Origin of the sequence: Flavobacterium sp. LHD-80, from assembly GCF_030929605.1 — a bacterium.
GTDB lineage: Bacteria > Bacteroidota > Bacteroidia > Flavobacteriales > Flavobacteriaceae > Flavobacterium.
On sequence record NZ_JAVFVS010000002.1, the window covers coordinates 20215 to 32242 of the forward strand.

The following is a 12028-nucleotide window of genomic DNA, read 5'->3' on the forward strand; positions in this document are numbered from 1 at the left end:
GTTAAAATATTAATTTTGTTTCGATGAATAAATTATTTTTTAGAATACTTGTTTTGCTTATGAGTTTGTCCTTAATCGGGATAATTCTGGTTCAAGTATTTTGGTTCAATTCTTCGTTTAAAAATAATGACGAACAATTTAAATACCACGTTACTCAAGTAATTGGAAATGTTGCTGATAAACTAGAGCAGCAAGAAGAGTATAGTTTTTATGATAAATACAATCGTATAAAAGACAGTACTGGTAAAATTCCTAAAAAAGAAGATTTACTGGAGGTTTTATACGTTCAGAGAAATACAAAAACAAATAAAACAATCGTATATTCTAACACGCTAACTTCTGAAGATTACGACATTAGCGGATCGCTTTTTAATAAAAAGTTCAGCAGTGAAAGATTTAAAAATTTTAGTTCGAAACGTGTAACTGAAGTTTATAATAACAATAACAGTATTGATAATAATTCTTTAGGACAGACTATTATTCCTGATTTGAAAATTGAAAAATCAGGCAGTTTAGATATCTTAAACAAAGTGCAACAGCAAATTCAATACAAAGATATCGCTTCGCTGACTCCTATTGAAGGTAGAATTACAAAAGACAAACTTTACAAGCTATTAAAGAAAGAATTAGAAGAATATGGCGTAAAAACCAAATTCGAATTTGGTGTTCTTAATAGTGGTTTGCCAACAAAAGTCAAATCGGATGGGTTTCATTACGATAAAGATGCGAGTTATCATGTGCCAATATATACTGATAACGAAGGAAATAGTAAATATGAGTTATTCATTACATTTCCACATAAAAAGAAATTTTTATTGTCAGAGTTGTTGAGCATTACAATATTATCGATTGTATTTACGCTTATTATAATAATAGCATATACAAGTGCTTTGAATCAGTTGTTGCGTCAAAAACATATATCTGAAATTAAAACAGATTTTATAAATAATATGACGCATGAGTTTAAAACTCCAATAGCGACTATAAATTTAGCGCTTGATGCGATAAAAAGCCCAAAGGTCATTGAAGACAAAGAAAAAGTCTATCGTTATCTTCAGATGATTAGGGATGAAAATAAGAGAATGCATGCTCAGGTTGAGAATGTTCTTCGAATTTCGAAATTAGAAAAAAGAGAATTAGATATTACAAAAGAACCAACAGCAATTCATGATATTATTGATGATGCAATTGAACACGTAAATCTAATTTTAGAAGATAGAAACGGAACGGTGGTGAAACATTTGAACGCTTCAAGAACAACATGTTTGGTTAATGAAGTGCATTTTACAAATGTTTTGGTTAATATTTTAGAAAACGCAATAAAATATTCACCGGATATTCCTGAAATCGAAATTTTTACAGAAAATGTTAAAGACATGATTCTGATAAAAGTAAAAGATAATGGTCTTGGTATGAGTAAGGTAGCCCAAAAACGAGTTTTTGAGAAATTTTACAGAGAACATACAGGAGACTTACATAATGTAAAAGGACACGGACTGGGTCTTGCTTATGTAAAACGAATCGTAGAAGATCACAATGGTCAAGTATATGTAGAAAGCGAAAAAGGAAAAGGTAGCACCTTTATAATAAAAATACCATTAATAAATTAAAATATGGAAAATAATAACAAAAGAATACTTTTAGTAGAAGATGACCTAAATTTCGGGGCAGTTCTTAAAGATTATCTAATGTTAAATGACTTTGAAGTTACTTTAGCTAAAAACGGTATGGAAGGTTTCGAAAAATTCAAGAAAGATGTATATGATTTATGTATTCTTGATGTAATGATGCCTTATAAAGATGGTTATACTTTAGCCAAAGAAATTAGAGAAAAAAACAGTGAAGTGCCAATTATTTTCTTGACAGCAAAATCTATGAAAGAGGATGTTTTGAAAGGATATAAAGCGGGTGCTGACGATTATTTAAATAAACCTTTTGATTCTGAGGTTTTATTGATGAAAATTAAAGCGATTATTCAAAGAAAATCTGCTGACAATAAAGCAGAGCAGGTTCAATTTGAATTTAACATCGGTAAATTCCATCTGAATTCAAAACTTAGATTCTTGACTTTTCAAGATGAAGAGCCAATCAAATTGTCTCCAAAAGAAAATGAATTGCTAAAAATGCTGATTCTTCATGAAAATGACTTAATGCCTAGAGAATTAGCTTTAACAAAAATTTGGAGAGATGACAACTATTTTACTTCAAGAAGTATGGACGTTTACATCGCTAAGCTTAGAAAATATCTAAAAGCAGATGAAGATGTTGAAATCTTAAACATTCACGGAGAAGGTTTCAGATTAGTTGTAAAAAGCAAAGTAACTGAATAACAAATTCACTTGAAATAATATAAAAGCTCTGAGAAATCAGGGCTTTTTTTATTCTTGTTCAGAAAAAGATTGCGCAATCTTGTCATTTCGACGAAGGAGAAATCTTCGCAAGTAACTCCGCAATCAAAATTGCCAATCTTTGTAGAGCTTCTCGTGGAGATTTCTCCTTCGTCGAAATGACAATATTGCGTAAAAGTAAGTTTAAAAATAAGTTTATGAATATTTTTGCTTCCAATGCAATTCCAAAGCAAAACAAGTTTTCTCGCCTTTTGTAATGCTAAATGTTGCAGTTGTGTGATCGTCGTCTTCGCTTTCATGAATTACAACTTTATCTTTTAACGACAGCTCTTTCATAAAATTCATTTCGAAGCTTTTGACTTCTTGTTTCATGATTCGTTTAGGATCAACATGATCAAGGCACCATTCCAGATATTTTACATTGTTTACGTGATTTACAATATCTAAATCAGATAAATAAACTGTTTTTTCAAAAACAGCTTCTTTTTCATGATTGATGTTTATTTTAGAAAAACCTTCTTCTGTAGCTCTTTTTTCAGGAAATAATTCGAAATGTTCATAAGGCAAAGCCAAAGCTTCTGGACGGCGTGCTTGCGTGTTGAAAACAGCCCAATAGGTTTCGCAACCAACAATCTTTTTGCCGTTTACATACATTTCTAATGCACGTACTGAACGAGAATTTTCCAGACTATTAATCCATGTTTTTACGGTTACAACGTCTTGCCATTTTGGTAAAGCATGAACTTCAACGCGCATTCGGCTTAAAACCCATGCCTGATGAAATTCCTGCATATCATAAAAACTAATTCCGCCAACTTCTGAATGTGCCGCTGCGGTTAATTGTAAAATATTACACAAATCGGTATATTTTAAAAAACCTGTTGGTGTGCATTGTGTGAAATTGATTTCCCAGTCTTTGCTTAAAACTGAAGTGAAATTTGGAGATATTGGCATAAGATCGTATTCCTTTTATTATTGATTTTAAATTATTGTAAAATTAATGAATTTTTAAACCAATAATGAATTGAAACATCTTTGCGTTGTCATAAAATGAAATAAATTCCGGTGAAGTATTGATATCTAGTTTTGAATCAAGATAACAAATTGCAACAAATGCCGATAATCTTTTGGCTAGTTTGTAGTCAGTATTAAAACCAATTCTGAAATTGTTTCCTTTTTGATTTCCGAAACTTCTTCCATCTGATTCGAATTTAAGTTTTGCTCCTCCAAAACCAATATAAGGCTCAATATTCAGTTTTTCGGTTATTTTTATTTCGTAGGCTATATCTGCGTACACGGTATGAAATTCTGATCTTTTGATATTTCCTGCCAAGGTAATATCAGTAATGGAATATGGAATAAAATCATAGCCCGCACCGAGTTTGAAATCATAAATTCGTAAAAAACTGAAATTAGTTCCAACTCCTAGCTTTGCATCGTTAGCTTTTGCTAAATAATTGTCTCCAAAATTTGACGGAATTATTGCGTTTATTCGAATATCGTGATTGAATTTTACTGGTTTTTTATTTTCAGTTTCTTGACTGTATGATAATTGTAAAAAAAATAAAAAAAATAAAAAAAATAAAACTTTAAACTTCATAATTAATAAGTTATAGAATGAATTACTTTTTCGGAATTGATCGCAATAGTGGCTTTATGATCAGTTGCGACAGGTTTTGTCGGATTTGAATAATCGAGGATTTTATAACTTAAATTTATATTTTGATTTTTTATTACGTCAAAGTGAGTATTAAGTACTTGGTATTTATCTTTTTTAGTGTTTAAGTCAATATAGGAATTAGATTGCAAGCCTTCAATTTGAATGTCTGTTACTTGCTTGTTATTTGTGGTTTTATTCAGAAGAATGTCTAATTGTGTAATATCTTTTGTTTCATACAAAACGACTTGATTTAAATCTAATTTGTAATTGCTGAAATTTTTCTTCAGGCCGTATATTGTCTTAGATTGGAGTTCGTTATTTTGATATTGATTAATGGAAGTTACTATAGAAATACTATCGTTTTTGGGAGCTGGAAAGATCAGCGTAAATTTTCCGTCTGCACCTGAGTTGGCATAGCTTATTAAATCACTGGTTCCAAAAGTTCCACCAGTACTGGTTGTAATTTCAATTTTTTTATTTGAAACAGGGTTGTTGTTTTTATCAATTAATTGACCTTGAACTACGATTCTGGTTTCTCCATCGTATTGAATTTCGCAAGCATAGCATAGTGATGCTGTAATAAACAGAAGTAGGATTTTTTTCATTTAGAATCAATTTGAAGGAAGTTTAAATATAGATATAATTATGTAAGAAAATTATATTTTTAATTTTAAATTTATGTAATCAAATATTTTCTGTCTTTCTGTAGCGTAATCAAACCACTTTGTATTTTCGTTTCTTTTGAACCATGTCAATTGTCTTTTGGAAAATCTTCTTGTGTTTTTTTTGATTTCTTCAATTGCAAATTGCAAGGTGAATTCTCCATCAAAATGACTAAATAATTCTCTATAACCTACCGTTTGAAGCGCATTCAAGCCTTTATTAGGATATAATGCTTTTGCTTCATCAAGTAAACCTTCGTTCATCATAATATCAACGCGCTGATTGATTCTGCTGTAGATGATTTCTCTCTCGGCATCTAAACCTATTAAAATAGGAGTGAAGTCTCTGTTGTTTTTCTTTTGGTTTAGAAATGATGAATAGGGTTTTTGAGCCCCTAGACATACTTCTACAAAACGCATCATTCGCTGTGGATTTTGTAAAGTCTGAGGATTTTCGGCTGTTATTTTTTGATAATATTCGGGATCTAAATTTTTCAATTGTTCCTGAAGATACTCGATTCCGAGTTTTTCGTAATTCGAGTTTACTTCTAAACGAACTTTTGGATCGATTTCTGGAAATTCGTCAAAACCTTTTAAAACAGCGTCAACATATAAGCCTGAACCGCCAATAAGAATTACGAAATCATTGGTTTGAAATAGTTCTTCGATTTTGGCTAAAGCTTCTTTTTCGTAATCGCCAACGGTGTAGTTTTCGAAGATGGATTTATTTTGAATAAAATGATGTTTAGCCGAATTTAATTCTTCCTTATTAGGAACTGCGGTTCCAATGGTCATTTCTTTGAAAAACTGTCGACTGTCGCAAGAAACGATCTCGCATTTAAAATGTTGTGCCAAAGCAATGCTTAAGGCTGTTTTGCCTATAGCTGTTGGTCCGACGATGGTTATTAGGTATTTCATATTTTTTAGCCCAGATGGAAATGGAAACCCCGGACTTATATTTGTTTGTTTTTTTTGGTGTAAAAGAGCGACCAACGGAAGCTCCTTTTATGCCTTTAAAAAACAACAAAGATAAGGAGGAGTTGCAATGTACAGCTGGATTAGCTTCATATAATTATTTATTTGGCAATTCAGTTCCGCATTCGTAGCAATATTTCGCATTATCAAAATGAACTTGCGACTGACACTTTCGGCATATTTTTTTAGTTCCTACAACACTGTTTCTTAGACTGCTTTTAGCAAATTCTGCAGTCACAATTCCAGTGGGAACCGCAATTATTCCATAACCTAAAATCATTACTAAGGAAGCGATAAATTGTCCTAAAGGTGATTGAGGAGAAATGTCTCCATAACCAACGGTTGTTAAGGTTACAATTGTCCAGTAAATTCCCATTGGGATACTGGTGAATCCAGATTCTTTGCCTTCGACTAAGTACATAACAGTGCCAATAATCACAGTGCTAATGAGTACAAAATAAATGAAAACCAGAATTTTTTCTTTACTGGCTTCAATAGCTTCTTTAAGTTGTAATGATTGATGAGAAATTTGTGGAATATGTAAAATTTTGAATAATCGCATAAAACGCAACGCTCTTACAATCGATAAAATGCTTGCGCCTGGAAAAAATATAGATAGATACATAGGCAGGACGGCCAATAAATCGATGATTCCGTAAAAGCTGAAAATATATTTAACGGGTTTTTGAATTGAGATTATTCGGAGTATATATTCGATGGTAAAAAAGACCGTGATGATCCATTCGCAGATCATTAATTGATCATGGTATTTGGAGCTAATTCCTTCTACGGTATCGAGCATAATTAGTAAAACACTCAATAAAATCAAGCCTAATAATACTAAATCAAACATTCTTCCTAAAATGGTATTTGTACCATAAAGAATGATTTTGATTTTCTCTCTGAATATTTCGTATTGCGATTTTTGGTTTTTCATATCAATAAAGATAATGAAAGTTTCGATGTGTTAAAAATGAAGAATTTTTAACGATTTACTTTTTCGAATGTAATTTTGAATGATGTTCTTGACGTCGCGATTGTGTTGCATTGGCGTCAAAATATTTTTAAGGATTTCGATATTAGTAATTTGATAATTAAGATCGTAATAAGCGTAACCTTTATAGATCCCATCTTCAATTAACACTGCGCTTCGTTCATTTACATTTCGGCCTCTGTCAAGAAGAATCATGCTTTTGTTGTCAAAACTATTTTCTGAAATGAATTGTTGTACTCTTAAATTATAAGTCTCGGGCGTCACTTCGCCAATGCAGGCGCCGTCACATTCTTTAATTTTATATTGAAAGCACTCTTTTTTCGTTTGATACAATCCTGTGAGTTTTTGGCACAAATGATATTTTGCGGTATACTTGAAAAGAGCGTTTTTGCCTTCCTGAAAAGAAGCAAATGAGGTTATTTCTTTTTTTCGGCCGTCTGCTTTTTCAAGTTTTAAATTTATATATCCATTAGCATCCTTTTCTGCATACAATGCAAAGGGAAAAAATGTTTTTTTCTGTGAACGATTGTGTCTTGGTCTGTTTATTTTTATTTCTTCACTTTCTTTTAAAAGTGCAATTAATTCGCTTCCAGTTTCATCATACGTTATGGTAAAAACTTCAGCCTGAATCTTTTTACTTTTAGTTGTAATGCCTGTAAAATGCTGATTAACTCTCTTTTTTATGTTTTGGCTTTTGCCAATGTATATTAAAGTGCCGCCTTCGTTATAGATATAATAAACGCCGGTTTTTGTTGGCATTTGATTTATTAGGTCAAGGAATTTTGGCGAAATTCCTTTTTCGACTTCAAGTTTTATAAAATCTTTTACGATTGTTTTTTCGACGTCTTTTTCCAAAAGCATTTTAAAAAGCTTTGTGGTAGCCATTGCATCACCGCTCGCACGATGTCTATCAGCCATTGGGATTCCGAGTGCGCGGACTAATTTTCCTAAACTATAAGAAGGCTGTTCTGGAATTAGTTTTTTAGCCAATTCTACTGTACAAAGCGTTTTTGCTTCGAAATCGTAGCCTAAACGTCTGAACTCTGTACGAAGAATTCTGTAATCAAAAGAGGCGTTGTGAGCGACAATAACGCAGTCTGAAGTTATTTCTATAATTCGTTTGGCAACTTCGAAAAATTTTGGTGCCGACTGCAACATAGCATTATTTATTCCGGTAAGCTTTACAACAAAAGGCTGAATCGGAATTTCGGGATTGACAAGGCTAATGAACTGGTCAACTACTTCATGTCCATCAAATTTATAGATGGCGATTTCAGTAATTCCTTCTTCATTAAATTGTCCTCCAGTGGTTTCTATGTCTAATATCGCGTACAAATTCAGTAATCAGTGTTCAGTTTTTAGTATTCAGTTTTTCTGTAGTGGCGAACAGCAGCGCGTCTTACAATAGATGATTTTTGAGAATTATCTTCCTCCAAAAATACTGCTTCCAATGCGAACCATCGTGCTTCCGCATTCTATCGCTAATTGATAATCTCCAGACATTCCCATTGATATAGTGTTCAGGCTGCAGTTTTCAGTTTTCAATTCTTTTATCGAATCAAAAATCGATTTTAAATGTGTAAATTCTTTTTTAATCTGGTTTTGATCTTCTGTAAAAGTTGCCATTCCCATTAAACCTAAGATACGAATATTTTTCAACTCTTTAAACTCCACAGAAGTTAAAAGTTCATTTAATTCATTTTCGTCCAAACCAAACTTAGATTCTTCTTCAGCAATATATATTTGAAGAAGGCAATCTATTGTTCTATTGTTTTTTAAAGCTTGTTTGTTTATTTCCTGCAATAATTTCAAACTGTCAACGCCATGAATCAAATTCACAAATGGTGCCATAAATTTGACTTTATTCGACTGTACATGACCAATCATATTCCATTGAATGTCTTTTGGCATTTGTTCCCATTTCTCCGTCATTTCCTGGATTTTGTTTTCTCCAAAAATACGCTGGCCGGCTTCATAGGCTTGCAATAAGTCTGAAACAGGTTTTGTTTTTGAAACGGCAACAAGAGTTACATGTTCAGGTAAACTTGCTTTAATTGTATTTAAGTTTGATGCTATTGACATTTTTCTATTTTTTCTTGAATTCTCAATATTATCAATTTTTCGTCAATGATAATTTTTTCGTCTTTGAACTTCTTAAACTCACTAAAGATCTCTACTATTCCTTCGTCAGAATAGGTTTCGAATGAGTTTATGATGTAATTATCGTTTTTATTTTTTATTTCTAGATAAAAAACCGCACCACGTAATCCTTTTCGCGAGCCAATACTCTTTATCTGAATATAAGTTTCTTTTATATCTATTGATTTTATCCATTTCGTATTAAATGTTTCACCATTTAAAATAATCCTATTTTCCTGAAAGGTTATTAAATCAACATTCGTTTTACTCCTGCTAATGATGATAAAGCAACAGATTGCCAAAAGAAATAACTCAATTATTATTGTATAAAATTTTGAGAGATTAAAAAATATAATTAGAGATGAATAAATAAGAAATTCAATAAGGAATGATAAATTTCTTAAAGTAAAAAGACGCTGATTGAAATTTATATATTCGCTCTCAAATGTTGTCATATTTAAAAATTCTTAAACAAACTGCTTCGAAATTTTCTCTGCTTTTTTACTTTCGCTATAATCATAAAAACCTTCACCAGATTTTACTCCCAATTTTCCAGCTCTAACCATATTTACTAATAATGGGCAAGGAGCGTATTTTGGATTTTTGAAACCTTCGTACATTACATTTAGAATCGCAAGACAAACATCAAGACCAATAAAATCAGCTAATTGAAGCGGTCCCATTGGATGTCCCATTCCTAATTTCATTACTGTATCAATTTCATAAACGCCTGCCACTTTATTGTATAACGTTTCGATTGCCTCGTTTAGCATTGGCATTAAAATTCTGTTTGCTACGAAACCAGGATAATCGTTTACTTCAACAGGAACTTTACCTAACTTTTCAGATAGATCCATGATGATTTTAGTTACTTCATCGCTTGTGTTATATCCACGAATGATTTCAACCAATTTCATAATCGGCACGGGATTCATAAAATGCATTCCAATAACACGTTCAGGATGTGCTACTACAGATCCTATTTGTGTAATAGAAATCGAAGAGGTATTGGTTGCTAAAATAGTATTATGAGAACAAGCTTCGTTTAATTGTTTAAAAATATTCAGTTTCAGTTCTACATTTTCAGTTGCAGCCTCGACAACCAAATCAACGCCAACAACTCCGTCTTTAATATCAGTATAGGTAATAATGTTGGTAATTGTTTTTGCAACATCTTCTTGCGTAATTGTTCCTTTTGCAAGCATTCGCTCTAAATTGGCAGCAATAGTTGCCATTCCCTTATCTAATGATTTTTCTGAAACATCAATTAGTTTTACAACAAAACCACTTTGTGCAAAAGTATGAGCAATTCCGTTACCCATTGTTCCAGCACCAATTACAGCTATAGTTTTCATTTTATTTTTTGATATTTATATTTATGATTTTAGCCACGAAATCACCAATTAAATGTGAGTTCGTGGCTAATTATATTTTTTGAATTTCTATTTATTTATCGAAACAATCAATAATTTGATACGCCACGCGCAAAGCATCTGTCGCTTGTTCAAGCGTTACAACTGGAGTTGTATTTGTGTTGATTGCGTGCGCAAACGATTCTAATTCGTCTAAGATAGCATTGTTTTGTTCAACATCTGGATTAGTGAAATAGATTTGTTTTTTTACACCTTCGGCATTTTGAAGGATCATATCAAAATCTCCAGGAACCTCAGGAGCATCTTTCATACGAACCACTTCGCATCTTTTTTCTAAAAAGTCAACCGAAATGTAGGCATCTCTTTGAAAGAAACGTGTTTTACGCATGTTTTTCATCGAAATTCGGCTTGCTGTTAAATTAGCAACACAGCCATTTTCAAATTCAATTCGGGCGTTTGCAATATCCGGAGTATCACTAATTACAGAAACGCCACTTGCATTAATATTTTTTACTTTTGAATTGACAACACTTAAAATGGCATCAATATCATGAATCATTAAATCCAAAACTACAGGAACATCTGTACCACGCGGATTAAATTCGGCCAAACGATGCGTTTCAATAAACATCGGGTTTTCGATCATTTCTTTTGTGGCAATAAAAGCAGGATTAAAACGCTCAACATGGCCAACTTGCCCTTTTACATTGTATTCTTTAGCTAAAGCAATAATTTCTTCAGCCTCTTCAACAGTGTTTGCAATTGGTTTTTCAATAAAGATATGTTTTCCTGATTTGATCGCAACTTTTGCACATTTGTAATGTGAAAGCGTTGGAGTAACAATGTCAATCACGTCGACAGCGTGAATAAGTTTTGCGATTGTGCTGAAGTTTTTATAGCCAAATTCTTTTGAAATTCTTTCGGCATTTTCTTGATTTTCGTCGTAAAATCCAACTAATTCGTATTTGTCAGATTGTTGTAATAAGCGTAAATGTATTTTACCAAGATGACCAGCACCTAAAACTCCTACTTTTAACATGAGAATGTATTTTAAACAAAAATAGAATTTATTTGTTGAAAGTAAAAATGAATTTAGGGAATTGTGAGTTGTGAGTTGTGAATTGCAAATTATGGCTTTCGACTTTCGACTGTATTAATTTAATATTTAAAAATCAATATTTGAAATCCTGTTTTCTTTCTTATTTTTGCGAAAACAAAACCGACCCATTTTGAAAGACACTGCCAAACATCAAGGACTTCGTAATCAATTAGTAACAACTTTAGAGCAAAAAGGAATTACTGATAGAGCGGTTCTAGATGCTATTAAAAAAATCCCGAGACACCTTTTTTTAAATTCAAGTTTTGAAGATTTCGCATATCAGGATAAGGCATTTCCTATTGGCGCTGGACAGACCATTTCACAACCTTATACAGTTGCTTTTCAGTCGCAATTGCTTGAAGTGAAGAAAGATCACAAAGTTTTAGAGATAGGAACCGGTTCTGGTTATCAAACCGCTGTTTTGTTTATGCTTGGTGCAAAAGTGTATACCGTAGAAAGACAAAATGAATTGTTTAAAACAACATCGAATTTATTTCCGAAATTAAATATTCGCCCAAAACATGTGACTTTTGGAGACGGCTATAAAGGATTACCAAATTTTGCGCCATTTGATAGTATTATAGTTACAGCAGGTGCACCATTTATTCCACAGCCTTTAATGGCACAATTAAAAATAGGAGGAAGGCTTGTTATTCCGCTTGGAGAAGATGTTCAGATTATGACTTTGTTGATTAGAAAGAATGAGACTCAATTTGAAAAACATGAATTTGGAGAGTTTCGATTTGTTCCTTTATTAGAAGATAAAAATTAAATAATA

At 32.2% G+C, this 12028-nt stretch carries 13 protein-coding genes; 3 read left to right on the forward strand and 10 right to left on the reverse strand.

All coding sequences use genetic code 11. The features are described from left to right. Positions 1-23 precede the first annotated feature (23 nt). Positions 24-1610 (forward strand): HAMP domain-containing sensor histidine kinase, encoded by a 1587-nt coding sequence (locus RB619_RS03075; protein WP_308094057.1) that lies wholly within the window; start codon positions 24-26, stop codon positions 1608-1610. A gap of 3 nt (positions 1611-1613) precedes the next feature. Further along, positions 1614-2330: a response regulator transcription factor gene (locus RB619_RS03080; RefSeq protein WP_026729443.1), complete on the forward strand. Its 717-nt coding sequence runs from the start codon at positions 1614-1616 to the stop codon at positions 2328-2330. A 213-nt stretch (positions 2331-2543) separates the two neighbouring features. Here the strand turns inward: RB619_RS03080 and RB619_RS03085 are convergent, their stop codons facing one another. The 10 genes from RB619_RS03085 to RB619_RS03130 all read right to left on the reverse strand — a co-directional run bounded on the left by RB619_RS03085 (position 2544) and on the right by RB619_RS03130 (position 11190). Then, positions 2544-3302 carry an acyl-ACP thioesterase domain-containing protein gene (locus RB619_RS03085; protein WP_308094058.1) on the reverse strand — a complete coding sequence of 253 codons (759 nt, stop codon included), beginning with the start codon at positions 3300-3302 and terminating at the stop codon, positions 2544-2546. Positions 3303-3345: 43 nt separating this feature from the next. Continuing rightward, a complete protein-coding gene (locus RB619_RS03090) occupies positions 3346-3948 on the reverse strand; it encodes a hypothetical protein (protein ID WP_308094060.1) in 603 nt (200 codons plus the stop codon). Between the two features lie 2 nt (positions 3949-3950). Further along, entirely contained in the window at positions 3951-4613 is a 663-nt protein-coding gene (locus RB619_RS03095) for a hypothetical protein (protein ID WP_308094062.1), read from the reverse strand. A 51-nt stretch (positions 4614-4664) separates the two neighbouring features. Further along, positions 4665-5588, reverse strand: coding sequence for a tRNA (adenosine(37)-N6)-dimethylallyltransferase MiaA (gene miaA / locus RB619_RS03100; RefSeq protein WP_308094064.1), 924 nt, complete (start codon positions 5586-5588; stop codon positions 4665-4667). A 154-nt stretch (positions 5589-5742) separates the two neighbouring features. Beyond that, the gene (locus tag RB619_RS03105; RefSeq protein ID WP_308094066.1) at positions 5743-6582 is read right to left on the reverse strand and encodes an ion transporter; all 840 of its coding nucleotides are present in this window, start codon (positions 6580-6582) and stop codon (positions 5743-5745) included. Between the two features lie 30 nt (positions 6583-6612). Next, positions 6613-7974: an exonuclease domain-containing protein gene (locus tag RB619_RS03110; protein ID WP_308094068.1), complete on the reverse strand. Its 1362-nt coding sequence runs from the start codon at positions 7972-7974 to the stop codon at positions 6613-6615. 87 nt (positions 7975-8061) lie between these two features. After that, entirely contained in the window at positions 8062-8721 is a 660-nt protein-coding gene (locus RB619_RS03115; RefSeq protein WP_308094070.1) for a YggS family pyridoxal phosphate-dependent enzyme, read from the reverse strand. Continuing rightward, positions 8712-9233: a hypothetical protein gene (locus RB619_RS03120; RefSeq protein ID WP_308094072.1), complete on the reverse strand. Its 522-nt coding sequence runs from the start codon at positions 9231-9233 to the stop codon at positions 8712-8714. Before RB619_RS03120 ends, RB619_RS03115 begins: the two co-directional genes overlap by 10 nt. Before the next feature lie 12 nt (positions 9234-9245). Beyond that, positions 9246-10133 (reverse strand): 3-hydroxyacyl-CoA dehydrogenase NAD-binding domain-containing protein, encoded by an 888-nt coding sequence (locus RB619_RS03125; RefSeq protein ID WP_308094073.1) that lies wholly within the window; start codon positions 10131-10133, stop codon positions 9246-9248. Between the two features lie 91 nt (positions 10134-10224). Then, the gene (locus RB619_RS03130) at positions 10225-11190 is read right to left on the reverse strand and encodes a Gfo/Idh/MocA family oxidoreductase (RefSeq protein WP_308094075.1); all 966 of its coding nucleotides are present in this window, start codon (positions 11188-11190) and stop codon (positions 10225-10227) included. 190 nt (positions 11191-11380) lie between these two features. Here RB619_RS03130 and RB619_RS03135 point away from each other — a divergent pair, with 190 nt between their 5' ends. Continuing rightward, on the forward strand, positions 11381-12022 hold the full coding sequence (locus RB619_RS03135; RefSeq protein ID WP_115886796.1) for a protein-L-isoaspartate(D-aspartate) O-methyltransferase: 642 nt from the start codon (positions 11381-11383) through the stop codon (positions 12020-12022). The last annotated feature ends 6 nt before the right edge of the window (positions 12023-12028 follow it).

Bases quoted from the DNA above. Each gene is read 5' to 3' on its own strand.
- RB619_RS03105 (WP_308094066.1), bottom strand. From the start codon at position 6,582: ATGAAAAACCAAAAATCGCAATACGAAATATTCAGAGAGAAAATCAAA.
- RB619_RS03120 (WP_308094072.1), bottom strand. From the start codon at position 9,233: ATGACAACATTTGAGAGCGAATATATAAATTTCAATCAGCGTCTTTTT.
- RB619_RS03080 (WP_026729443.1), top strand. From the start codon at position 1,614: ATGGAAAATAATAACAAAAGAATACTTTTAGTAGAAGATGACCTAAAT.
- RB619_RS03115 (WP_308094070.1), bottom strand. From the start codon at position 8,721: ATGTCAATAGCATCAAACTTAAATACAATTAAAGCAAGTTTACCTGAA.
- RB619_RS03090 (WP_308094060.1), bottom strand. From the start codon at position 3,948: ATGAAGTTTAAAGTTTTATTTTTTTTATTTTTTTTATTTTTTTTACAA.
- miaA (WP_308094064.1), bottom strand. From the start codon at position 5,588: ATGAAATACCTAATAACCATCGTCGGACCAACAGCTATAGGCAAAACA.
- RB619_RS03075 (WP_308094057.1), top strand. From the start codon at position 24: ATGAATAAATTATTTTTTAGAATACTTGTTTTGCTTATGAGTTTGTCC.
- RB619_RS03130 (WP_308094075.1), bottom strand. From the start codon at position 11,190: ATGTTAAAAGTAGGAGTTTTAGGTGCTGGTCATCTTGGTAAAATACAT.
- RB619_RS03125 (WP_308094073.1), bottom strand. From the start codon at position 10,133: ATGAAAACTATAGCTGTAATTGGTGCTGGAACAATGGGTAACGGAATT.
- RB619_RS03085 (WP_308094058.1), bottom strand. From the start codon at position 3,302: ATGCCAATATCTCCAAATTTCACTTCAGTTTTAAGCAAAGACTGGGAA.
- RB619_RS03095 (WP_308094062.1), bottom strand. From the start codon at position 4,613: ATGAAAAAAATCCTACTTCTGTTTATTACAGCATCACTATGCTATGCT.